At 59.4% G+C, this 21,611-nt stretch carries 24 protein-coding genes; 11 read left to right on the forward strand and 13 right to left on the reverse strand.

From position 1 onward, the window contains the following. Positions 1-41: 41 nt before the first annotated feature. From PSH90_RS15625 to PSH90_RS15640, 4 genes are all read right to left on the reverse strand, one after another. Positions 42-482, reverse strand: a complete 441-nt coding sequence (locus tag PSH90_RS15625; protein WP_150635046.1) for a DUF3995 domain-containing protein — start codon at positions 480-482, stop codon at positions 42-44. Between the two features lie 92 nt (positions 483-574). Continuing rightward, complete coding sequence (locus PSH90_RS15630; RefSeq protein WP_236168660.1) at positions 575-1,591, reverse strand: ABC transporter substrate-binding protein; 1,017 nt, start codon at positions 1,589-1,591, stop codon at positions 575-577. Between the two features lie 125 nt (positions 1,592-1,716). Next, the gene (locus PSH90_RS15635; RefSeq protein ID WP_076562405.1) at positions 1,717-1,914 is read right to left on the reverse strand and encodes a hypothetical protein; all 198 of its coding nucleotides are present in this window, start codon (positions 1,912-1,914) and stop codon (positions 1,717-1,719) included. Continuing rightward, a complete protein-coding gene (locus PSH90_RS15640; RefSeq protein ID WP_039763128.1) occupies positions 1,911-2,381 on the reverse strand; it encodes a hypothetical protein in 471 nt (156 codons plus the stop codon). The genes PSH90_RS15635 and PSH90_RS15640 overlap by 4 nt, the downstream gene beginning before the upstream one ends. A 459-nt stretch (positions 2,382-2,840) precedes the next feature. Between PSH90_RS15640 and PSH90_RS15645 the strand changes: the two genes are divergently transcribed. Both PSH90_RS15645 and PSH90_RS15650 read left to right on the forward strand, forming a co-directional pair. Then, positions 2,841-3,053 (forward strand): hypothetical protein, encoded by a 213-nt coding sequence (locus PSH90_RS15645; protein ID WP_236168680.1) that lies wholly within the window; start codon positions 2,841-2,843, stop codon positions 3,051-3,053. A gap of 49 nt (positions 3,054-3,102) precedes the next feature. Further along, positions 3,103-3,342, forward strand: a complete 240-nt coding sequence (locus PSH90_RS15650) for a DUF2789 family protein (protein ID WP_252867780.1) — start codon at positions 3,103-3,105, stop codon at positions 3,340-3,342. Positions 3,343-3,348: 6 nt separating this feature from the next. On the opposite strand, the gene PSH90_RS15655 is transcribed toward PSH90_RS15650, so the two are convergent. From PSH90_RS15655 to PSH90_RS15665, 4 genes are all read right to left on the reverse strand, one after another. Continuing rightward, entirely contained in the window at positions 3,349-3,552 is a 204-nt protein-coding gene (locus PSH90_RS15655) for a hypothetical protein (protein WP_016775093.1), read from the reverse strand. A gap of 109 nt (positions 3,553-3,661) precedes the next feature. After that, entirely contained in the window at positions 3,662-4,234 is a 573-nt protein-coding gene (locus PSH90_RS27530) for a hypothetical protein (protein ID WP_370695102.1), read from the reverse strand. Beyond that, positions 4,132-5,265, reverse strand: coding sequence for a methyl-accepting chemotaxis protein (locus tag PSH90_RS15660; protein WP_370695103.1), 1,134 nt, complete (start codon positions 5,263-5,265; stop codon positions 4,132-4,134). Before PSH90_RS15660 ends, PSH90_RS27530 begins: the two co-directional genes overlap by 103 nt. A 228-nt stretch (positions 5,266-5,493) precedes the next feature. Continuing rightward, positions 5,494-5,898, reverse strand: coding sequence for a TraR/DksA family transcriptional regulator (locus PSH90_RS15665; protein WP_016775095.1), 405 nt, complete (start codon positions 5,896-5,898; stop codon positions 5,494-5,496). Between the two features lie 403 nt (positions 5,899-6,301). On the opposite strand from PSH90_RS15665, the gene PSH90_RS15670 reads away from it, so the two are divergent. The 3 genes from PSH90_RS15670 (at position 6,302) to PSH90_RS15680 (ending at position 8,983) form a co-directional block, all read left to right on the forward strand. After that, positions 6,302-7,210: a MurR/RpiR family transcriptional regulator gene (locus PSH90_RS15670; protein WP_305380968.1), complete on the forward strand. Its 909-nt coding sequence runs from the start codon at positions 6,302-6,304 to the stop codon at positions 7,208-7,210. Between the two features lie 61 nt (positions 7,211-7,271). Next, positions 7,272-7,877 carry a glutathione S-transferase gene (locus PSH90_RS15675; RefSeq protein WP_305380969.1) on the forward strand — a complete coding sequence of 202 codons (606 nt, stop codon included), beginning with the start codon at positions 7,272-7,274 and terminating at the stop codon, positions 7,875-7,877. A gap of 2 nt (positions 7,878-7,879) precedes the next feature. Beyond that, complete coding sequence (locus PSH90_RS15680; RefSeq protein WP_305380971.1) at positions 7,880-8,983, forward strand: DNA alkylation repair protein; 1,104 nt, start codon at positions 7,880-7,882, stop codon at positions 8,981-8,983. Positions 8,984-9,082: 99 nt separating this feature from the next. On the opposite strand, the gene PSH90_RS15685 is transcribed toward PSH90_RS15680, so the two are convergent. Both PSH90_RS15685 and PSH90_RS15690 read right to left on the reverse strand, forming a co-directional pair. Then, entirely contained in the window at positions 9,083-9,562 is a 480-nt protein-coding gene (locus PSH90_RS15685; protein ID WP_056789243.1) for a GNAT family N-acetyltransferase, read from the reverse strand. A gap of 34 nt (positions 9,563-9,596) precedes the next feature. Next, positions 9,597-10,508 (reverse strand): LysR family transcriptional regulator, encoded by a 912-nt coding sequence (locus PSH90_RS15690; protein WP_252882204.1) that lies wholly within the window; start codon positions 10,506-10,508, stop codon positions 9,597-9,599. A gap of 133 nt (positions 10,509-10,641) precedes the next feature. Here PSH90_RS15690 and PSH90_RS15695 point away from each other — a divergent pair, with 133 nt between their 5' ends. Together PSH90_RS15695 and PSH90_RS15700 are read left to right on the forward strand one after the other, a co-directional pair. Beyond that, positions 10,642-12,303 (forward strand): GMC family oxidoreductase, encoded by a 1,662-nt coding sequence (locus PSH90_RS15695; RefSeq protein ID WP_305380973.1) that lies wholly within the window; start codon positions 10,642-10,644, stop codon positions 12,301-12,303. A 132-nt stretch (positions 12,304-12,435) separates the two neighbouring features. Then, a complete protein-coding gene (locus PSH90_RS15700; protein WP_024013261.1) occupies positions 12,436-14,058 on the forward strand; it encodes an MFS transporter in 1,623 nt (540 codons plus the stop codon). Between the two features lie 53 nt (positions 14,059-14,111). Here PSH90_RS15700 and PSH90_RS15705 read toward each other — a convergent pair whose 3' ends face one another. Then, positions 14,112-14,474: a DUF427 domain-containing protein gene (locus PSH90_RS15705; RefSeq protein ID WP_056789235.1), complete on the reverse strand. Its 363-nt coding sequence runs from the start codon at positions 14,472-14,474 to the stop codon at positions 14,112-14,114. Between the two features lie 192 nt (positions 14,475-14,666). Here PSH90_RS15705 and PSH90_RS15710 point away from each other — a divergent pair, with 192 nt between their 5' ends. Beyond that, the gene (locus tag PSH90_RS15710) at positions 14,667-16,610 is read left to right on the forward strand and encodes a DNA topoisomerase III (RefSeq protein ID WP_305380975.1); all 1,944 of its coding nucleotides are present in this window, start codon (positions 14,667-14,669) and stop codon (positions 16,608-16,610) included. 542 nt (positions 16,611-17,152) lie between these two features. Continuing rightward, positions 17,153-17,482, forward strand: coding sequence for a hypothetical protein (locus PSH90_RS15715; RefSeq protein ID WP_252886371.1), 330 nt, complete (start codon positions 17,153-17,155; stop codon positions 17,480-17,482). A gap of 253 nt (positions 17,483-17,735) precedes the next feature. Here PSH90_RS15715 and cynR read toward each other — a convergent pair whose 3' ends face one another. Beyond that, on the reverse strand, positions 17,736-18,623 hold the full coding sequence (cynR, locus tag PSH90_RS15720) for a transcriptional regulator CynR (RefSeq protein ID WP_252886372.1): 888 nt from the start codon (positions 18,621-18,623) through the stop codon (positions 17,736-17,738). A gap of 120 nt (positions 18,624-18,743) precedes the next feature. Between cynR and cynS the strand changes: the two genes are divergently transcribed. After that, positions 18,744-19,211, forward strand: coding sequence for a cyanase (gene cynS, locus PSH90_RS15725; protein WP_056789225.1), 468 nt, complete (start codon positions 18,744-18,746; stop codon positions 19,209-19,211). Between the two features lie 57 nt (positions 19,212-19,268). After that, positions 19,269-19,928, forward strand: a complete 660-nt coding sequence (locus PSH90_RS15730; RefSeq protein WP_056789222.1) for a carbonic anhydrase — start codon at positions 19,269-19,271, stop codon at positions 19,926-19,928. A 119-nt stretch (positions 19,929-20,047) separates the two neighbouring features. Here PSH90_RS15730 and PSH90_RS15735 read toward each other — a convergent pair whose 3' ends face one another. Further along, the gene (locus PSH90_RS15735) at positions 20,048-21,550 is read right to left on the reverse strand and encodes an aldehyde dehydrogenase family protein (protein ID WP_056789219.1); all 1,503 of its coding nucleotides are present in this window, start codon (positions 21,548-21,550) and stop codon (positions 20,048-20,050) included. Positions 21,551-21,611 lie beyond the last annotated feature (61 nt).

Consider the following 21,611-nt stretch of genomic DNA (forward strand, 5'->3'; position numbering starts at 1 on the left):
CGCGAAGAGGCCAGTCGGGGCGTCGCCAATTCCGGATCAGCTCAAACCCAAGCCACCGCCAACAACCCCGCTCCCAGCAGCGCACACAACGGCGAATACACCCAGGTATCGAGCCGCGCGAATCGCGAATCCTTCACTTCCTTGAAAAATCCGACCAGGTTCGAATCACCGATCGCTCGGGCGAACATCAACAACGCAATTGCGCTGATCACCCATTGCAGTGCCTTGTGCTGCACCGCCGGCACGCCCCAACCGACCCGCATACAAACCAGCGCGGCAATTATCAGCAGCGCAGCGGCGACTGCCAGCGTCAGCCAGCCTGAGGGCTTGAAGGCCGGGCGTACCGAGGCCACGAAGCCCGACACCGGCACCTGCGGCACCACCACCGCAGCCGCCCATTGCCCACCCAACGCCCAATACACGTGCATCAGGCCGATTGCTGCGAACACAGTCACCAGCCATTGAGCCAACACAAAGGTCATGGTTGAAATCCTTCAAAGGGATTTGAACAAACCATCCTAGTCGGATTTTTTGGCCGTGCACGACCGGTCGGCGGTGCGCTGCGTTGACCGCGTTATTTCAGATCAGCCGTCACCTTGTCAGCCACATCCTTGGGTAACCAGGCCTGCCACACGTCCGGATGCGCTTTCATGAACGCGACCGCCGCCTCACGAGGTGCGGTGTGCTTGTCACTCATATCCGCCAGTGCCTTGTTCAGCGGCTCGATGGGAAAATCGACCTTGCTGAAGAATTCGGCAATTTGCGGGTTCTGCTTTTGAAACGGCGTAGACACGCCAATCGACAGCTTCGATGCCAGCGAGCGGGTTGGTTTCGGATTGGGATTATCGGCATCTGTCAGCGTCTTCCACGCCTCGGCATCGAACGGCGGCTCTTCCAGCTGCACCAGTTTGAATTTGCCAAGCAGCGGCGTCGGCGACCAGTAATAGAACAACACCGGTTTGCCGCGACGAATCGAAGAGCTGATCTCGGCATCCAGCGCAGCGCCGGAGCCGCTGCGGAAGTTGGTGTAGTCGTCCTGCAAGCCATACGCCGTGAGCTTCTGCTTGTTGACCACTTCCGAAGTCCAGCCGATCGGGCTGTTGAGGAAACGCCCTTTGCCCGGGCTTTCCGGGTCTTTGAACACGTCCTTGTATTTCTTCAGATCAGTGACACTGCGCAGATCCGGCGCCAGCGGCTTGATGCCTTTGGCCGGATCGCCCTTGATCACGTACTCCGGCACCCACCAGCCTTCAGTGGCGCCTTTTACCGTATCGCCCAGGCCGACCACTTTGCCCTCGGCTTCGGCCTTGACCCAGACCGGACTGCGTCCGGCCCACTCCTCGCCAATCACCTGGATGTCATTGTTGGCCAGCGCGGTCTCAAGCGTGATGGTGGTCCCGGGCAAAGTGTCGGTCGGCAGGCCATAGCCTTTCTCGACGATAACCCGCAGCACCTCGGTAATCAGGCTGCCGCTTTCCCAGTTCAGGTCGGCAAAGTGCACCGGCGCCTGTGCCGCCTGCAGCGATTGCGCTGACGTCAGCAAACCAAAGGTGGCCACGCTGGCGGCCAGTAACCGTCGAAATCCGTTCATGCATCGCACCTCGTGCTGTTCACAGCAATGGCAGTTGGCCTGACAGAAACGCAAGCCTCTGAATGACTCAGTCAACTGACTTTAGCCGAGGTTCCTGCTTTTTCCGGGGTCCGCTGCGTGCGAGGTTACGTTTCAGACTTTTCCTGCAGGCTTTGCAGCTCACGTCTGACCATGCTGGCGTATGCCGCCGGTTGCAATGCATAGAGCTGCGACGCTACCCAACTCAGCCAGGCACCTTGCAGTTCGGCCTTGCGGGCGAACAAGCGCTGAGCTTCTTCGCGTGCGCTGTCGAGATTTTGCGCATGGAAATCCGCGCGCTTCACTCGCTGGCCTTGAAGGTCACCAGCTCGCCCTTGCGCCATTTGGCGGCTTTGGCAGTGACGGCTTTGAGGGTTTTGGTCAAACCTTCCTGCAGCTGCTCATTGGCGGCGAACACGGTGACGACGCTATGGCCTTCCTTGAACAGGATCGCGTGACCGTCGGCCGTGCTGACAAAGGCGTAATCGCCCAGGCCGTAGACCGTCAGTTTGATGTCGCGAAAACGAATGTCCATCTTGCCGCCTTCACGGCTGGGCAAAACTGACGCGATGAAATGGTCGCCAACCTTGAGTTTGAGTCCCGGTTTGTCATCGACTACCAATGCACTTTCGGTGTCGATTTCGGCGATGTAAATGCCTTCGGCGTTTTGCTCGGTGATGTAAACAAAACGTGATTGGAATTGCTTGACCAGCTTTGCACGCAAATCACCCAGCACGAACAAAGCATGCATATCGAGGTTACTGACTGCCAAAGAAACATCCCCACATTTGAAAAACCGCGCAGCGAAAAACGCCCACGGCAAAGAAACGGCCAGGCCGATGAAAACTGCAAATACATTCAAACACCCGAAGCGAGCAAAGCACTCTTGAATCGCGAGGTTCGTAGACTACTGGATTGTCATTAGTGAAACCTGCTCTGAAATCGCCAAAGCTTGAAGGAAAACGCCTCAAGTGCGACTAGAGCAATTCTGACTACGAACTTCAGGGAAATTTCTCACGAAAAAAAGCACTTTTCCGACATATCGCTGGCGAAAAATTGCTTTAGATAAGCCCGGTCGTCAACAGGTACTGGCGATTCTAGAGCAGCGATGCTCATTACGACTACCCGCAACGGCCGTTAAATCCCGGCCGACTGATGAAAAGGACTTCATATGTGCACTTTGACTCATTTTGCCACGTCGGCTGACGCGCGAATCACCCCATCTCTGACGATGAAGGTTGCCGACCTCGACAACCTTCCGACATCTTCTAACAATCATCGAACCCCGCACTTTCAAGTGGTGCCGGCAGGTATTGCGTTCTTTCACATCAAGGAGATATCCACGGGACGTGTCAGAGGTTTCCGCGGCAATCACAACGAAGCCTGCGCCCTTGCCCGCTCGCTTGAATCAAAAATCGAACTCCGCGCCAGCGCCTGCCTCTGATAAGGGAGTGAACGAACAAGCCGTACCGGCACCAATTCAGGAGTAGATGATGGAACTGCCAACCGAGCATAACCTGACCACCCTTTTCGAACAGCTGGGCCTACCGGCCGATGAAGCGTCGATCAATAATTTTGTCGAAGCCCACCCTTTGAAATCTGATATCAAATTGATCGATGCCGATTTCTGGACGCCCCAACAGGCGCAATTACTCAAAGAGTGGCTGCGTGCTGACGGTGAGGAAGCGATAACTGTCGATGAGCTGAACGTGCGCCTGCATCGCGGTAAATAAGGGCGATCAGTGCAGGCTGTCGCCGGGCTCGATGTTCAGTTGTTCGAGCCAGGCAGCCTTGCACTCCTCCGCTTCATCGCGACTGGCGAAGGCTGTGCCGCGTCGCTCCCCGTTGAGCAAAACCACCCAGCACACACTGCGCCCCATCGCGCGTAAGCCGGCCGGAACGCCGCTGCCGATCATCACTGCCACATCCACCCTGCACTGCATGTGCCCTCCGAAATAATTAGCTACCTAACTAAGTCGTCAGGTTAAAGCTTTCCTTCGAGAGGAAACAGCAACCGCCGTGCACAGATTCATTGCGTCAACGGTAATAATCTCAGTGTGGGTTCTCAGGTTTATAGCCCAGACGCAACCCGCCCCAGTGTCGGCCCTTGATCATGATCGGCACCGAAAGATCATGCATCAGCTCACCCGTATCGCGCGTGTAAGTCTGCAGCAAAACTGGTTGTTGATGGCTGCCGCAACGGATGCCCGTGCGGTCAGCGAATTTGCGTTTGGTGCGGTTATTTACCGTGTCGACCTGCACATCACCGGTCAACGGCTGGCTGAATGCCTGGTTATGCGTCGGCACATAGCCCTGCTGCGTGCAGGCGATCGCGAAAACCAAACCTTCATGACGCGCTAACAGAGGCTCTTGAATCGCCGGCAAGACCTGATCTGTGTACTGATCAAACCTGGTCTGAAATTTGGCTGGTTCGGTACCCGGAATCGGCTGGTAGCTGCGATCGAACAAATCATCCAGGCTGATCCGCCCCTGCTCGACATCCGCCTCGAAGCGGGCTGCGATCAGGCTCGCACCTTCGCGCGCCAGGTCATAAATGCGCTGGTGATAGTCGTCCAGACCGACTTCGGCCAAGCGTTCGCTGATGGTTTCCGCCTGCCCTTCCATCTGCACCGCGGCGTCGGCGAGGCGGCGGGTCTGCTGATCGCTGATCGCCAGATCGCTACGCATTTGCTCAATCGCGCTGAACAGCGCATCAAGCTGCTCGCGATTGGTTTGCGCGCCACGGGCGATTTCGCTGACCTGGGTTTCCACTCCGGCGGCAAGTCGCGCGATGTTCTCCAGATGCTGACCGGTGTGCTCGACCTGTTCGACGCCGTATGCAGATCACTCGACAACTCGCGAATCTGCGCCACCACTTGCGCGGTGCGCTGCTGAATGTCTGCAACCATCTCACCGACTTCGCCCGTGGCCGCCGCCGTCCGTGCCGCCAATCCGCGTACTTCATCGGCGACCACGGCGAAACCGCGACCATGTTCGCCCGCCCTGGCCGCTTCAATAGCTGCGTTCAAGGCCAGCAGATTGGTCTGGCTGGCGATCGACTGAATCACCAGCGTCACCCGCTGAATGTCGTCGCTGCGCACACTCAGGGCCTCGATCAGCTCGCGACTGGCGTTGGCGCGCTGACTGAGTTGCTGCATGCGCGAAATCGAGTCGAGCAGTTCGCTGCGCCCCGCCGCGCTGCTGTGATGCGCTTCGCTGGCGGCGTCCAGCGCGTCGCGACTGAGCTGTGAAGTCGCCTGCTCGGTGGCGATCATCACTTCGGCGTTGCTGACGATCTGCGCCGCCGCGTCGAGTTGCGATTCAAGTTTGCTGGCGAGCGCTTTGACCGAAAACGCCACGCCGGCGGCAGACAGTGCGTTGTGACTGGTGGTGTAGGAGAGATCGCGAGTCAGTGCGGACAATGCGCTCGCACTATCGACCGGGACAGCAGCTGGAACGTTGCGCGAACGCAGGCGCGGCAGCCAGACAATCAGCACCGCCAGCGGCATGCCGAGGTAAAGCGACCATTCGGCCAGAGCCATGCCGGCCAGCAACAGCATCAGAGCGATGCTTTGCAGGGTCGGCGCGATCCAGCGATTTTTCGGCAAAAGCACTGGTGCAGGCAGCGCCGCAACCAGAGATCCATCTCTCGTCATCTTGATCACCCCACGTTTGTTCTCATTGTTGTGACTGCATTAAACGCCACTACAACGCCATTATCCATGGTCCGTTAGTCGTGGGGTCTGTGGCAGGTCAAGGGAACGACGGGAAAATATCGCAGACGAGCAAAAACAAAGATCGCAGCCTCGCGCAACTCCGTGTAGAAGCTGCCGAAGGCTGCGATCTTTTCAAGGCGCCCCTGTTGAAAGGGTCACCCCACAGAATCAGGCCTGACGCTGGTGCTTGTCGATCTGCTCGTGACGCTCTTGAGCTTCGATGCAGTACTTGGTGGTCGGGCTGATCAGCAGACGCTTCAGGCCAATGGCCTCGCCGCTGTCGTCGCACCAGCCAAAGCTGTCGTCCTTGATGCGCTCAAGAGCTTGTTCCAACTGCGGCAGCATGCGCTGGTCGCGATCGATCGCGTTGACCAGCCAGGTGCGCTCTTCTTCAACCGAAGCCGCGTCCGCCGGGTCAGCCGGGGTGTCCAGGCTTTCGATGGCGATACGGTTTTGCTCAATGCGCTCGTGGGTTTCGACTTTCATGTTCTGCAACAGCTCAGTGAAGAAAGCGTGTTGCTCTGCATTCATGTAGTCATCTGCCGGCATAGCCAGCAACTTGTCCTTTGTCATTGATATCTCTATAAAAAAACGTGCATTAAGGCGAATAAGGGAGCGTTTCGGCGAACCGTGTCGGCCGTCGAAAAGGCATCGTTTTATTGCAAACGCCACCCGGCACTCAATTTACGAGGGGCGGCAGTCTAAGGCCCGATCAAGGCCTCAGCAACTGTAAATACAGGGAATTTGTCCGACAGGACCAGGAAATTGCTCTGACACAGGCTTCACACGGCCATCGGAGTGCGTTTATAGCAAGAAATTCACTCCAGCGGCTGTATATAGAAGACAAACGGCTAACCATGCCGCCATCGACAGCGGAAATTATTCTCGCAAGGTGCATCGTTTCAGCCCGGCAGAGCCCGCGCAGCCCTTCTATGATCAGGCTTACCGCGTGATCAACCCGCCCGAAGGATGTCCTATGCCCCGCCCCGATCTGCCGGCCGCCGACGAACTTTCGCTCGCCAGCCCCCCGATCACTGCCGAGCGTCTGCTGCAAACGATTAGCGACGAATATGACGCCCTTCCGCGTCAGCTTAAACGTATCGCCAGTTACATTAGCCAGCAGAGCGAGCGAATCATGGTCGACCGCATCAGCGACATCGCTCGTGAATGCGAGGTGCATCCGTCCGCCATCGTGCGTTTTTCGCAGCGTTTCGGGTTCAGCGGCTTCAGCGAAATGCAGGCGCTGTTCCGCCAGGCCTGGACGCACAAGGCCACGCCGGCGCAGAACTATCAACAACGCATCCGCAGCCTGATCGCCAGCAAATCGCAGACCGCCAACAGCGGTGAGCTTGTCCGCGAGTGCATCGACGCAACGCTATCGGGCATCGAACGTTTGGGCCGCGAACTGGATGGGGCTGCGTTCGACAAAGCTGTCGATCTCATCGTCAATGCCGACGACATCTATGTGGTCGGGGTCCGCCGTTCGTTCGCCGTCGCCGATTATCTGGTTTACAACCTGCAGCACACCCAGAAGCGCATTCATCTCGTCTCCGGCATCGGCGGCAGCTATCGCGAGCAAATGCGCAGCGTGCGCGCCAACGATCTGGTCATCGCCATCAGTTTTGTGCCCTACGCCAAGGAAACCCAGCACTGCCTGCGGTTCGCACAACAGCAAGACGCCAATACCCTGATCATCACCGACAGCCCTCTGTCGCCACTGGCGAAACTTGCCAATAGCGTGTTGCTGGTCAATGAAGGCAGTGCGCTGGCCTTTCGTTCGCTAAGCGCGACACTGTGTTTATGTCAGGCGTTGTTTGTGGCGGTGGCCTATCGGCTGGAACTGAATGTCGATGAGATTCACGAACAACCCGGATTCGACGACTGACAATTGTCTCAGGCTCGGCTAGGTTATGCGTTCCCACCGGTTCGACTTGAAGGAACGCGTCATGAAACTGATCGGCATGCTCGACTCCCCTTACGTACGCCGCGTAGCAATCTCCGCCAAATGCCTGGGGATTGACCTCGAACACGAGTCGGTCTCGGTGTTCCGCCACTTCGAGCAATTCCAGCAGATCAACCCGGTGGTCAAGGCGCCCACGCTGATCCTCGACGACGGCGTGGTCCTGATGGATTCGACCCTCATCCTCGACTACCTCGAAGCCAGTTCCGGCAAGAGCCTGCTGCCCAGCGATCTCACACAACGCGCCCACGCCCTGCGTCTGATCGGCCTCAGCCTCGCCGCTTGCGAAAAAGCCGTGCAGCTGTATTACGAACGCAACTTGCGCCCGGCCGACATTCAGTATCAACCTTGGGTTGAACGCGTTGAAGGCCAACTCGCCGCCGCGTTTACCGCCCTGGAAAAAGAACTTGAGCACAGTGACTTGCCGGTCGACGGCTCCCTCTCCCAGACCGGCATAAGCCTGGCGGTCGCCTGGAGCTTCACCAACCTCGTCGTGCCCGATCAGGTCGACTCCGCGCGCTATGCGCGCATCGCCGAATACACCGCCTACGCAGAAGGCACCGATGCGTTCATCAGCACACCGATGACCTGACCATGAGCACCACCGACACCGCCGCCCCGGCGTTAAAGGAAATCTTCAACGCCGAGCGCTTGCAGCACATCGCTGACGAAATGAGCGCGGTGTACCCGGCATTCAAGGCCAAGGCGTTTCTCAAACACGCCCAGGACGGACTCGCTGAATTATCAGTGATGCAACGCATGGCCCGCGTCGCCGAAAGCCTGTATGCCGTGTTGCCGCTGGACTACGAGGATTCCCTCCAAGTGCTGTTCGAACTCGCGCCGCGTCTGAACAGCGGTTTCGTCAGCATGTGCCTGCCGCACTACGTCGCGAGCTATGGCGGGCACGCCTTCGATACCTCCATGGAAGCCCTGAAATACTTCACCACTTTCGGCTCCTCCGAATTCGCCATCCGTTACTTTCTGCGCAGCGACCTCGAGCGCTCGCTGGAACGAATGCATGACTGGACCCGCGAAGAAAACCATCACGTCCGCCGACTAGCCAGCGAAGGCAGCCGCCCTCGCCTGCCGTGGTCCTTTCGGTTGGAAGCGGTACAAGCGGATCCGCTGCTGGCCGCCGGGATACTGAATCGGTTGAAGGCGGATGAGAGCTTGTACGTGCGCAAGTCCGTGGCGAATCATTTGAATGATGTGACGAAAGTGCATCCGGAGTGGGTGTTGGACACGATTGAAGGTTGGTCGCTGGATAACAAGCACACCGCCTGGATTGCCAAGCATGCGCTGCGCAGCTTGATCAAACAGGGCAACGTGCGCGCGCTGACGGTGATTGGCGCGGGGGCGAAGGCTGAGGTTGAGTTGTCGGATGCCCGGGTTGAGCCGGCGATGGTGAGTTTGGGGGACGCGATTACGTTGTCGTTTGTGGTGAAGTCGACGGTGGCGCATGAACAGCGGCTGGTGATCGACTATGCGATTGAGTATGTGAAGGCGAATGGCGGGGTTTCGAGGAAGGTATTCAAGTTGAAGACGGTGGAATTGCCGGGGTTTGGGGTGGCGCTTGTGCAGCGCAGACAGGTCATCAAGGATTTCACGACACGCAAGCATTTTGCCGGCCGGCATGGAGTGCAGGTGATGATTAACGGAAAGGTGGTGGGTAGTGCAGGGTTTGAGGTTTTGATTTGAGAAATGAGTCATTGATTGGTCTTGAACCGGTCGCGAATCAGTGCACTGGCAGCCGTGCATCGATAATGAGCGCGGCAGCACAATGGACGAACTCCCGCCTCAGTAGTTACCAACTTCCGTATGGGACGCCGAATTAAGCCCTGAGGGAGCACCTGTTGTCACAAGCACTTTCAACAGCGTATGGCGACTCCACGGGCCGCAGTACTCAGGCACGTGCGCGATCAATCGGTATCCGCAGCGGGTGTACCAACGGGCGACGTCGTCATCCAGTGTTTCGATCAACGCATCTACGCATGCTCTTTCAACCGCTAATGCCTCAAGCTTGTGCAACACCTGAGTACCCAGCCTGGTTCCACGCCATTGCGCGTTGATCCACAGGTAATTGACAAACAGACGCCTGAATTCGGTTCTACCGGAAGCGCCGCCGATTAGTGCCCCGTTCTCCATCAGCGAACAGGCGATGGCCTCAGCTTGTCCGCCGCGAGCCTCGGACAAGGCTCGGCCATGCTGTAAGACGCCGTCACTGATGGCCTTCATGGTGTCCGGATTGATGTCGCGAACGGTAAGCCATTCCCTCATTGCTGCTCTCCATTGCTAAAAGTCCTTGGCGCTTTCAAGCAAAAGAGGAGCCAACCTGAGATCTTCCCAGCAACAACTCCTGCTCTGCCTCACACAACCCCACCACATAATCCCAGACCACCCGCAGCCGCACCGATTTGTGCAACTCCCGCCGCGTGCTGATCCAGTAGCTGCGTTCGATGCTTTCATCCGGCAGCAGCGCCACCAGATCCGGGTCGGACGCGGCCATGTAACACGGCAGCACGGCAATGCCCAACCCCGAGCGCGCTGCTTCCTGCTGGGCGATGACGCTGGTGCTGTGAAAGACCACGCGCGGGCTGCGGCAGAAGCTGTTGAGGAACATCAGTTCCTGACTGAACAGCAGGTCGTCAACGTAACCGATCCACGCATGTCGGCCCAGGTCCTCGCGACTTTGCAGTGGCGGTGCTTTGGCGAGGTAAGCCTGGCTGGCGTAAAGCGCGAGCCGATAGTCAGTGAGCTTGCGCGTGACCAGCATGTCGGCGGATGGCCGTTCGAGGTGGATGCTGATCTCCGCTTCGCGGTTGAGGATGCTGACGAAGCGCGGCACGGCGACCAGTTCCACCTCCAATCCCGGATAACGCTCGAACAAGCCAATCATGCGACTGGCGAGAAACTTGATGCCGAGGCCTTCGGTGACGCCGACGCGGATCTTGCCCAGCGGCGCGGTGGACTGGGTGATTTCTTCCTGCGCCAGCAGCGCGACGTTTTCCATCGCCTCGGCGTGCTTGAGCAAGGCCTCCCCCGCCGGGGTCATTTCATAGCCCTGGGCGTGCTGGACGAACAGCGCAGTGCCGAGGCTTTTCTCGATCGATTCAATATGCCGCGCCACTGTCGCGTGGGTGGTGTTGAGCCGGCGCGCGGCAGTGAGCAGGCGGCCGCTGCGTTGCAGCTCGAGAAAAAAGCGCAGGTCGTTCCAGTCGAACATGGCGGGTCCTTGTCGGCTATCGTCGTTGCACGCTGTTTGAAAACGCACAGCGGCTGCGCAAAAACTAACATTCTTTTAACGAAAGCTAACAACTAGAGTGTCCGACAATAAAAACAAAAAGCGAGGTCAGGGCATGCAGACGTCCCTGGATGAATTCGACTACATCGTGGTCGGCGCCGGCCCCGCCGGTTGCTTGCTGGCCAACCGGCTCTCAGCGGATCCACAGCAACGGGTGTTGCTGCTCGAAGCCGGCGGACGCGACAACTACGCCTGGATTCACATTCCTGTGGGTTACCTGTTCTGCATCGGTAATCCGCGCACCGACTGGTGCTTCAAAACCGAACAACAACCCGGCCTCAATGGCCGCGCGCTGAGTTATCCGCGCGGCAAGGTGCTGGGCGGCTGTTCGTCGATCAACGGCATGATCTACATGCGCGGCCAGGCCGGCGACTATGACGGCTGGGCGGCCGCAGGCAATCCGGGCTGGGCCTGGAAGGATGTGCTGCCGCTGTTCAAACAGAGCGAAAACCACTTTGCCGGCGGCGCTGAATTTCATGGCGATCAGGGTGAATGGCGGGTCGAACAGCAGCGCCTGTCGTGGCCGATTCTGGATGCCTTTCGCAGCGCCGCCGAGCAAAGCGGCATCGCCAGCATCAATGACTTCAACCAGGGCGACAACGAGGGCTGCGGTTACTTTCAGGTCAACCAGAAAGCCGGGGTGCGCTGGAACGCGGCCAAGGCCTTTTTGAAACCGCTGCGCAGCCGGGCGAACCTGACCGTGCTGACCGGCGTCGAGGTTGATCGTGTGTTGCTGGAGAACGGCCGCGCGGCGAAAGTCAGCGCGCAGCATGAAGGTCAGATCAAACAGTTCAAGGCGCGCAAGGAGATTGTTTTGTGCGCCGGTTCAGTCGGCTCGCCGAGCATTCTGCAGCGCTCCGGGATCGGTCCGCGGCCGCTGCTCGAACGCTTGGGCATCGGCGTGATTCATGAGCTGCCCGGCGTCGGCGGCAACCTGCAGGATCACCTGCAACTGCGCCTGATCTACAAACTGGAAAACGCCCGCACCCTGAACCAGATCGCCGGCAGCGTGTGGGGCAAGATGGGCATGGGCCTGCGTTATCTGTACGACCGCAGCGGGCCGTTGTCGATGGCGCCGAGTCAGTTGGGCGCATTCGCCCGCTCTGGCCCCGAGCAAACCTCGGCGAACCTGCAATATCACGTGCAACCGCTGTCGCTGGAGCGCTTTGGCGAGCCGCTGCACAGCTTCCCGGCGTTCACCGCCTCGGTGTGCGACCTGCGCCCACAGAGCCGTGGACGCATCGAGATTCGCTCGGCCGATCCGCAAGCAGCGCCGCTGATCCAGCCCAATTACCTCAGCCATCCAGAAGATCTGCGCGTCGCCGCCGATGCCATTCGCCTGACCCGGCGCATCGTCAGCGCCCCTGCCCTGCAAGCGTTCAAACCGGTCGAATACCTGCCCGGCGACAGCTTGCAAAGCGAAGAACAATTGCATGAAGCGGCGGCGAAGATCGGCACGACGATTTTCCATCCGGTCGGCACCTGCCGCATGGGCAATGACGGTGACGCGGTGGTCGATGCGCAATTGCGCGTGCATGGTGTGCCGGGTCTGCGCGTTGCCGATGCGTCGATCATGCCGAGAATTACCTCGGGTAATACCTGTTCGCCTACGCTGATGATTGCCGAGAAGGCGGCACAACTGATTTTGTCCAGATCTGCAGATATCTCCCCTGTGGGAGCGAGCCTGCTCGCGAATGCGGTAGCTCACTCAGCCTAGGAGTTAACTGACAAAAAGCTTTCGCGAGCAGGCTCGCTCCCACAGCAATCATCACCAGACTCAGGCATCGCGCATTACCGGACACGCAACACCAGTGGAACAACAAAAACAATCACTGTGAGGGATACCGATATGTCAGAACACGTTCAGCCGCTGGACGCTGCGGGCAGCGCCGAGACCAGCAACGCCACGCAGAAAGTCATCTTCGCTTCATCACTCGGGACGGTGTTCGAGTGGTATGACTTCTTCCTCTACGGCGCCCTCGCGGCGGTGATCAGCAAGCAGTTTTTTGCCGGGGTCAATGACACCACGGCGTTCATCTTCGCGCTCATGGCGTTCGCCGCCGGCTTCATCGTACGGCCGTTCGGCGCGTTGGTGTTCGGCCGCCTGGGCGACATGATCGGGCGCAAATACACCTTTCTGGCGACGATCATTCTGATGGGCGTGGCGACGTTCTGCGTCGGCCTGCTGCCGACCTACGCCAGCATCGGCATCGCCGCGCCGATCATTCTGGTGGTGCTGCGCATGCTTCAGGGCCTGGCGCTCGGTGGCGAATACGGCGGTGCGGCGACCTACGTGGCCGAACATGCGCCTATCGGCAAACGCGGCTTTCACACCAGCTGGATTCAATCCACCGCGACCCTCGGCCTGTTGCTCTCGCTGCTGGTAGTGCTCGGTTGCCGCTACTTCACCGGCGACCAGTTTGAGGTGTGGGGCTGGCGCATTCCGTTCCTGCTGTCGATCGTCCTGCTGGGTATTTCCACCTGGATTCGCCTGAGCCTGCACGAGTCGCCGGCCTACCTGAAAATGAAGGAAGAAGGCAAAACCTCGAAGGCGCCGATCCGCGAATCCTTCGGCAAATGGGAAAACCTCAAAGTCGTGCTGATCGCCCTGTTCAGCATCAATGCCGGGCAAGCAGTGACCTTCTACGCCGCGCAGTTCTATGTGCTGTTCTTCCTCACCCAGTTCCTGAAAATGGACCCGGCGGTGGCCAACAGCCTGTTGATCATCAGCGTGGTGATCGGCGCGCCATTCTTCATCTTTTTCGGCTGGCTCTCGGACAAGGTCGGGCGCAAACCGGTGCTGATGCTCGGTCTGTTGCTGGCGACCGCGCTGTACTTCCCGATTTTCAAATCCCTGGCCCACTACGCCAACCCGGCGATCGATCAGGCCAGCCGTCAGGCACCGATCACCGTCCTCGCCGATCCCGCCACTTGCACCTTCCAGTTCGATCCGGTGGGCAAGGCCAAATTCGACAGCCCGTGCGACAAGGTCAAGACCTTCCTGGTCAAGCAAGGCCTGCCCTACTCCAGCGTCGCTGCACCTGCGGGCAGCGCCGTGCAAGTGAGTGTCGGCGACGTGAAGCTGGATGGTTTCGATGAGGCGGCACTGCGCGGCGCGATCACCCTCGCCGGCTACCCGCAACAAGCCGATATGCAGCAGATCAACAAACCGATGATCGTTGCCCTGATCGTCGCGCTGATCATCATCTCGGCCATGTGCTACGGCCCGCTGGCCGCGTTGATGGTCGAACTGTTCCCGACCCGCATTCGCTACACCTCGATGTCGCTGCCCTATCACATCGGCAACGGCTGGTTCGGCGGCTTCCTGCCCACCGTGTCGTTTGCGCTGGTGGTGTACACCGGGGATATTTTCTACGGGCTGTGGTATCCGGTGCTGATCACCGGGGTGAGCCTGGTGGTGGGGATGATCTGTCTGCGTGAGACGAAGAATATCGATCTCGATAAAAACTGAAAAACCCGCTGACAACAATGGCGAGGGAAGCGATTCTCTCGCCATTTTTTGCTTCAGGCGTCCGCTTTGATCACTTCGAATTTCACCTGGTCCGGATAAAACGCCACATAGTTGCGGATCGGTTCAACCGAGATCTTGGGTTTTTCGTAAGTCCACACCGCATTGGCGCCCTCATGCCCCGGCACTTGCAGGCTGAAGTAATTGGCGTCGCCCTTGTACGGGCAATAGCTGGTGTGGTCGGTGCGGGCGAAGTATTTTTCGTCGATGTCTTCGCGCGGGATGTAGTACACCGGCGGATAGTTGGCTTCGTTGAGGATCATCGCGTGAGAGGACGCGGCGACCTGGATGCCGTGGAACTTCACCAGCAGGCAGCCGGCAAGTTGTTCCAGGCTGATCACGGGACTGGGGCTTTTCATGAGGTTCTCCTGAGCACAGCGAAGAGACCGGTTCAGGTATAGCTGATGGTTGCGCAGCTCGACTGGATTACGGCCGAACGGCTAAACCTCCTGCAACGCTTTTATCTGTATATCCATACAGATAAAAGTTGCTCCCGCCGCGAACTCCCGCCATCCTGTGCCCTCTCCACACACCAACCAGCGATGGTAGCTATGCGGCTGTACCTCTGTGAAAAACCCTCTCAGGCCAAAGATATTGCGGCGGTGCTCGGCGCCAAGCGTCGCGGCGACGGCTGCTGGTTGGGGACGGACGTCACAGTGACCTGGTGCATCGGCCATTTGCTCGAAACCGCGCCGCCGGACGCCTACGACGCGCGCTACAAACGCTGGGTGCTGGCCGATCTGCCGATCATCCCGGACAAGTGGAAAATGACCGTCAAGCCGCGCACTGCCAGCCAGTACAAAGCGGTGAAGCGTCTGCTTGGCGAGGCCAGCGAACTGATCATCGCCACCGACGCCGACCGTGAGGGCGAGATGATCGCCCGGGAACTGGTCGAGCACTGCCGCTATCGCGGGCCGATCCGCCGTTTGTGGCTGTCGGCACTGGACGAGGCATCGATTCGCAAGGCGCTGGCAGCGCTGAAACCGGGCGCAGAGACGTTCAGCCTGTATCACTCGGCGCTGGGCCGTTCGCGGGCGGACTGGTTGATCGGCATGAACATGAGTCGACTGTTCACCTTGCTGGGCCGGCAGTCGGGTTATCAGGGCGTGTTGCCGGTAGGACGAGTACAAACGCCCACCCTGCGACTGGTGGTCGACCGCGACCGCAGCATCGCCGATTTCGTCCCCGTACCGTTCTGGGCAATCGACGTGGATTTGCTGCACAACGGAACGGCGTTTACCGCGCAATGGCGCGCGCCGTCGGACATTTGTGATGATCAGGATCGCTGCCTTAATCAGCCGTTGGCGCAACAAGCGGCGGCGGCGATCAGCAGTGCTGACAGCGCACGGGTGATCAAGCTGAAGACCGAGCGCATGCGCGAAGTGGCGCCGCTGCCCTTCGATCTTGGCACCTTGCAGGAAGTCTGCTCGAAAAAGCTTGGCCTTGGCGCGCAGGAAACCCTCGACATCGCCCAGGCCCTTTACGAAACCTACAAAGTCATCACCTATCCGCGCAGTGATTGCGGCTTTCTGCCGTTGAGCCAACACAGTGAGGCGCCATCGATCCTCACAGCGTTGCGCCAGGCCGATCCGAGCCTTGAAGCCTTGCAGGGTTATCTCGAACCGCAAAGGCGCTCGCGGGCGTGGAATGACGCCAAGGTCAGCGCTCACCACGGCATCATTCCCACCATCGCCGCGAAGAATCTTGAACGCCTGAGCGGCAAGCATCGTGCGGTGTACACACTGATTCGCGCGCGCTACCTGGCGCAGTTCCTGCCCAATCACGAATACGATCGCACCCAGGCCGATTTCGATTGCAACGGGCAGGCCCTGCGCGCGGTGGGCAAGCAGATCATCGAAGCGGGCTGGAAGCGCGCATTGCCCGAAGCACTGGCACCGGCCAGGGGCCGCGAAGCACCAGCACCGCAAACCTTGCCGACCCTCAGCCAGGGCGTCGAATGCGCTGTGTCGAAAGTGAATCTCAAGCATCTGTGGACGCAGCCACCAAAACCCTACACCGAAGGCGATCTGATCAAGGCGATGAAAAACGTCGCCAAACTGGTCGAGGATCCGCTGCTCAAACAGAAACTCAAGGACACCACCGGCATCGGCACCGAAGCTACCCGTGCATCGATCATCCAAGGGCTGCTGGATCGCGGTTATCTGGTCAAGAACGGCAAGGCGCTGGCGGCGACACCTGCCGCGTTCAGCCTGATCGACGCAGTGCCTCGCGCGATCGCCGACCCTGGCACCACGGCGATCTGGGAACAGGCCCTGGACATGGTGCAGAGCGGCGAGATGAGTCTGGAAGAATTCGTGACCAAACAGGCCGCGTGGATGAGCAAGCAGGTCACCCGCTGCTCCGCCCTCAGCCTGACCATCAGCGGCCCGCCGCCTGCCGGCAAAGCCGCAGCGCCGTGGAAAAAAAAGCGCAAGTCGACTGCCAGCAAAACCGCCGGTACGCGCAAACGCACGGCGCGTCCGACGACTCGCTGAATCCCTCGCCGTTCCCTTCTCGACGTTGTTGAAACGGATCTTTTCTCATTCCAAAACAGCTTTGTCCGACAATATGTAGTGCTTGAAAATAATCACTACAAAACCGTTGACGGCGTCGTTTTGCTTTTGCATGATGAAGACGTTCCCCGATCGGGAACACTGGTAACACGCTTGAGCAAACTCGTCTGACCGCCGAGTTGTTTTTTCCGGATACACGCTGCCCACAAGGCAGATTGAAGAAGCTGACCTGGCCTGAACGTCCAGTACAAGGACGAGAAGCGCTGGCGAAAATTCTCAAGACGCTTGTGGCCGACACTGGATTGTCGTCAAGGAGCCTCCCGGTTTTCGCTGCTTCTCCTCGTTGTGACGCTATTGCGTAGCAGTTATTCAACACGACTACATGCAACAGATGCACGACCCCGTACTTCACACGGGCGAACGCTGACGTCCTGGTTTCGGTGCCAGGGATCAACTAACCGATGGGCTACCTGTATTAGCGAATCAACTTTGAAAGATCACCAGACTGGTCAAGGGGCATAACAATGAATCTGAACAATCAACCCACCATCGAAGAACTGGCGCGTATGTTCGCGGCGCAGAAAGACAGCCACGACAGCCATATTCTCTGGATCAGCAAGTCGGGGCAGGTACACATTGACTGCCTGTCGCCCCACGCTGGCGAAGAAGAATTCGACCGCAATCACCAGAACCTGCTGGCCCGCCTGAAGATGTACCGCCGCGGCCACGGTTATGTCGGCAAGAAGGCTGCGGCCGACAAGGACTTCATTGAGAACGTGCTGCAGACGCTGAAACAGGCGTGGGATTCGATGCAGAACAAAAATGAAGTTCGGGTGATTGATCGGTTTTATTGAGTTGTAGATTATTTGACTAAGGGCCTGCTTCCGATTGGGAGCAGGCCCTTTGTTGTTCTTTTGAGTTATGCGGCGTGAGTGCCCCCGTCGCCCCTCACCCCAGCCCTCTCCCGAGGGAGAGGGAGCCGACCGAGTTGCCTCAGCTCAACCGTAGACCTGAATGACCGTGGCGATTATGAGTCAACGAAGCTCGTTCAGGTCGGCGTGACTTGACCAAACACCTCGGTCAGTCCCCTCTCCCGCTGGGAGAGGGTTAGGGTGAGGGGCTTTTCATGCCGAGCACCAGTTCCACAAACGCCAACGCCGCCGCGCTGTGATAATTATTCCTGCGCCGCAACAACGCCGCTCCCCGCTGCGGCGCCTCCCCTTCAACACGCAAGCGGCGCAACGCGCGGTCTTCGCTGGCAATCGCCTCGGGCAGCATGGTCGCCAGCGGCGCATGCCGCACCACTTCCAGCAACGTACTCACCGAATTCACTTCAATCCGCACCTGCGGCGTAATCCCGTGCTCACGGAAATACTCATCCACCGACAACCGCGTAATGAAGCCCGGCGCCAGCAAGGCGAAATCCAGTGATGCCAATTCCGCCGGCGTCAACACCGAAGGGCTGCCATAGAGCGGATGCCCAGGCCCGACCATGATCCCCAGCGTCTCGGTAAACGCCGGTAAGCATTCGATATCGGCATTGCGCACCGGCGTAAACGCGATCGCGACATCCAGCGAATCATCCGCCAGCCCTGCCTCGATGTCGTCCATCGACAGTTCGAAGATTTCCAGATGAATCCCGGGAAACCGCGCCCTGTAATCACGCACCAACGGCCCGACCAGATACGCCATGAACGTCGGCGTCATCGCCAGGCGCAAGGTGCCGCGCGACAAATCCTTCACATCGTGCAAGGCGCGCTGTCCGGCCTCCAGCTCCACCAGCACGCGGCGTGCGCATTCAATGTATGCCGCGCCGGCATCGGTCGGTTTCACCGTGCGCGAGGTGCGATCGAACAGACTGACGCCGAGGGTTTCTTCCAGCTGCCGGATCTGCTGCGACAACGTCGGCTGCGATACATGCAGCGCTTCGGCGGCGCGGGTGAAGCCGCCGTGATCGGCAACGGCGAGCAGATAACGCAAATGTCGCAAAAGCATGGAAACACCATCTATAGGCAGGGCTTATGCGCAGCATTGTATATCGGTCTTGGACGCTATGAATCGACCGGCGCAACATTGCTTCCACACAGCAAGCCAACCCCTGAAAGGAGTGACACCATGCAACAGTCCCACGCCTACAGCGACAACAGCCTGGCCCTGACCACCCGCGTTCTCGACGCCAAGGCGAAAAAAGCTCTGTCGTGGCAGGATCTCGCCGACGGCACCGGCCTCAGCCTGGCCTACGTTACCGCCGCCCTGCTCGGCCAGCATCCTTTGCCGGAAAACGCTGCTCAAGTGGTCGGCGACAAGCTTGACCTCAGCGCAGATGACGTCGCCGCTCTGCAGATCATTCCTTTGCGCGGCAGCCTCAGCGGCGTGCCGACCGATCCGACCATCTACCGTTTTTACGAAATGATCCAGATCTACGGCACCACGCTGAAAGCCCTGGTTCACGAACAGTTCGGTGACGGCATCATCAGTGCGATCAACTTCAAACTGGACATCAAGAAAGTCGAAGACCGGGAAGGCGGCTCCCGCGCCGTGGTGACCCTCGACGGCAAGTTCCTGCCGCTGCGTCCGTTCTGATACGCCCGGCCCGCACCCTGCGTGCGGGCCATCTCATTTCTGCCACGAGGACATGCCATGAAAGCCCTGATCGACGGCTTCCTGAAATTCCAGAACGAAGCCTTCCCGCAACGCAGCGAACTGTTCAAACATCTGGCCACGACTCAGCAACCCGGCACGCTGTTCATCACCTGTTCCGACAGCCGTGTGGTGCCTGAGCTGCTGACCCAGCAAGAGCCCGGCGAGCTGTTCGTGATCCGCAATGCTGGCAATATCGTGCCCTCCTACAGCCCGCATCCGGGCGGGGTCTCGGCGACGGTGGAATATGCGGTGGCAGTGCTGGGGGTGACCGATATCGTGATTTGCGGCCACTCGGATTGCGGCGCGATGACAGCGATTGCCCAGTGCAAATGCATGGATCACCTGCCCGCTGTCAATGGCTGGCTGCAGCATGCCGAATCGGCGAAGGTAGTGAACGAAGCGCGCGTGCATGGCAGCGACACGGCGAAATTGAGCTCGATGGTGCGCGAGAACGTGATTGCGCAACTGGCGAATATCCAGACCCACCCGAGTGTGCGCCTGGCCCAGGAGCAAGGCCGGTTGAATCTGCATGGCTGGGTTTACGACATCGAGACCGGTTCGATCGACGCACTCTCTTCTGATCGTCGTACCTTTGTGCCGCTGGCCGAGCGGCCTGAGACTTGCGCGATCAGCGCGAAAGCCAGCCACGCTGCCTGACTCCCCACCGTGATCGTTCCCACGCTCTGCGTGGGAATGCCTCTAGGGACGCTCTGCGTCCAGTGACGCGGAGCGTCACGGGCTGCATTCCCACGCGGAGCGTGGGAACGATCAACAGATCAGCGTTTCACCGTGAGATCTACCTGAGTCATTCGGCTGCGCACGGTGAACACGCCGTCACCGGAAAGAATCGCGCTGCGCGCAAACAGGCGCCCGCTCTCCCAGTTCGAAAGGCCCAGCTCCGGCTTGTTCAACGCGTACTGGCCATCGACCCAACGGGTGATGCCGTTGCCTACGAACGGCGCATTCACCGCGTTGTAGAAGCGTTCCTGAACCGCCGCCGCCTCACTGATCAACGACACGGTGAATTGCGGGCTGTAACGGTTGAACAGCGCAATCGCCTGATCCAGATCGTCGACAATCATCAGGCTGACTTCCGGGGTTTCTTCCCATTCCCACTCGCGGCCCAGGTCCGACTCGGGCAAGGATTCGGCCAGCGCTTCGGTCCGGTAACCCTCGGCGCGATAAACCTCGACTGTTGCGTTCTGCCATTCGCTTGGCAGGCAACTTTCACTGCCCGCGACGATGTGCAATTTGCAGCCTTGGCCGCGCGCAGTACCGGCGTCTTTCAAAGCTTCGAGGAACAGCGGCACCAGCTCATCGGCGCGTTCGCGCTGAATCAGGCAGACGTTGAGGGTATTGCAGACCTTGCGGTCCAGCGAGTTGCGCACCACCGCCGCGAAGCGTGTGGCGTCGGCGTCACGGTCGGCGATCAGCCACGCGCCGCCGGTGCCGTGCAGGCTGACGGCAGTGCCGGCCTGCTGGGCGATGCTGCCCAACTGACTGACCGCACGGCCCGAGCCGCGCGCCACCGCCAGCGACAGACGCCGATCGGCAAACATCGCCCAACCGGCGGCGTGATTGACACTTTCGACCAACGACACCGCCCCCACCGGCAAACCGGCTTCGGCCAGCGCCGGGTTCAAGGCGTGAGTGACGATAGCTTGCGCAGTGCCCAACGCATCGCTGCCGATGCGCAGCACAGCCGTATTGCCGGTGCGCAACACGCCGGCGGCGTCGGCAAATACGTTGGGACGGCCTTCGAAGACAAACGCGACGATGCCCAGCGGCGAGACGACTTGCTCAACCTTCCAGCCGTCGTGCTCGACACTGCTGATCACTTTGCCACGCGTGGGCGGCGCATCACGCCAGGCGCGCAGCCCGGCGATCATGTCGCGGCGCATGCGTTCATCGGCGAGCAAGCGTGTGGTCGAGCGACCGCGCGCCTTGGCCCGTTCGATGTCGGTGCGGTTGGCGGTTTCGATCTGCGACCAGCATTCAGGGTTTTCCAAGCGCTGGGCAAACAGGTCGAAGAATTGGCTGATGGCTTCATCGGACACCGCCGACAACGCGGTGAATGCTGCAGCCGCACGCTCGATTGCCACCGAGGCGGCCTGTTGATCGGCCACGGGGATCAGCAACAACTCGCCACTGACCTGCTCGACCAGCAAATGGTCACCGGGCTGAAACCGCGCGGCCAGTTCGGGGCTGACCACGGTGACGCGGTTACCAGCGAAAGGGATCGGCGTGCCAGCGACTAGACGTTCGAGCGCAAGAGACATGAAGCGGATTCACCATGCAGAGGGCGGTCGGAAAATGTAGCGGATTACTGGCTGAAATACA

The organism is Pseudomonas sp. FP1762 (assembly GCF_030687105.1).
Classification (GTDB): Bacteria; Pseudomonadota; Gammaproteobacteria; order Pseudomonadales; family Pseudomonadaceae; genus Aquipseudomonas; species Aquipseudomonas siliginis.

Coding starts and splice junctions, on each gene's coding strand:
- PSH90_RS15655 (WP_016775093.1), bottom strand. CDS start 3,552: ATGCAGTGCAGGGTGGATGTGGCAGTGATGATCGGCAGCGGCGTTCCG.
- PSH90_RS15660 (WP_370695103.1), bottom strand. CDS start 5,265: ATGACGAGAGATGGATCTCTGGTTGCGGCGCTGCCTGCACCAGTGCTT.
- PSH90_RS15735 (WP_056789219.1), bottom strand. CDS start 21,550: ATGTCTCTTGCGCTCGAACGTCTAGTCGCTGGCACGCCGATCCCTTTC.
- cynR (WP_252886372.1), bottom strand. CDS start 18,623: ATGCTTTTGCGACATTTGCGTTATCTGCTCGCCGTTGCCGATCACGGC.
- PSH90_RS15675 (WP_305380969.1), top strand. CDS start 7,272: ATGAAACTGATCGGCATGCTCGACTCCCCTTACGTACGCCGCGTAGCA.
- PSH90_RS27530 (WP_370695102.1), bottom strand. CDS start 4,234: ATGGAAGGGCAGGCGGAAACCATCAGCGAACGCTTGGCCGAAGTCGGT.
- PSH90_RS15685 (WP_056789243.1), bottom strand. CDS start 9,562: ATGAGGGAATGGCTTACCGTTCGCGACATCAATCCGGACACCATGAAG.
- PSH90_RS15705 (WP_056789235.1), bottom strand. CDS start 14,474: ATGAAAAGCCCCAGTCCCGTGATCAGCCTGGAACAACTTGCCGGCTGC.
- PSH90_RS15680 (WP_305380971.1), top strand. CDS start 7,880: ATGAGCACCACCGACACCGCCGCCCCGGCGTTAAAGGAAATCTTCAAC.
- cynS (WP_056789225.1), top strand. CDS start 18,744: ATGCAACAGTCCCACGCCTACAGCGACAACAGCCTGGCCCTGACCACC.
- PSH90_RS15645 (WP_236168680.1), top strand. CDS start 2,841: ATGAAGGTTGCCGACCTCGACAACCTTCCGACATCTTCTAACAATCAT.
- PSH90_RS15695 (WP_305380973.1), top strand. CDS start 10,642: ATGCAGACGTCCCTGGATGAATTCGACTACATCGTGGTCGGCGCCGGC.
- PSH90_RS15700 (WP_024013261.1), top strand. CDS start 12,436: ATGTCAGAACACGTTCAGCCGCTGGACGCTGCGGGCAGCGCCGAGACC.
- PSH90_RS15625 (WP_150635046.1), bottom strand. CDS start 482: ATGACCTTTGTGTTGGCTCAATGGCTGGTGACTGTGTTCGCAGCAATC.
- PSH90_RS15730 (WP_056789222.1), top strand. CDS start 19,269: ATGAAAGCCCTGATCGACGGCTTCCTGAAATTCCAGAACGAAGCCTTC.
- PSH90_RS15690 (WP_252882204.1), bottom strand. CDS start 10,508: ATGTTCGACTGGAACGACCTGCGCTTTTTTCTCGAGCTGCAACGCAGC.
- PSH90_RS15650 (WP_252867780.1), top strand. CDS start 3,103: ATGGAACTGCCAACCGAGCATAACCTGACCACCCTTTTCGAACAGCTG.
- PSH90_RS15630 (WP_236168660.1), bottom strand. CDS start 1,591: ATGAACGGATTTCGACGGTTACTGGCCGCCAGCGTGGCCACCTTTGGT.
- PSH90_RS15710 (WP_305380975.1), top strand. CDS start 14,667: ATGCGGCTGTACCTCTGTGAAAAACCCTCTCAGGCCAAAGATATTGCG.
- PSH90_RS15670 (WP_305380968.1), top strand. CDS start 6,302: ATGCCCCGCCCCGATCTGCCGGCCGCCGACGAACTTTCGCTCGCCAGC.
- PSH90_RS15665 (WP_016775095.1), bottom strand. CDS start 5,898: ATGACAAAGGACAAGTTGCTGGCTATGCCGGCAGATGACTACATGAAT.
- PSH90_RS15715 (WP_252886371.1), top strand. CDS start 17,153: ATGAATCTGAACAATCAACCCACCATCGAAGAACTGGCGCGTATGTTC.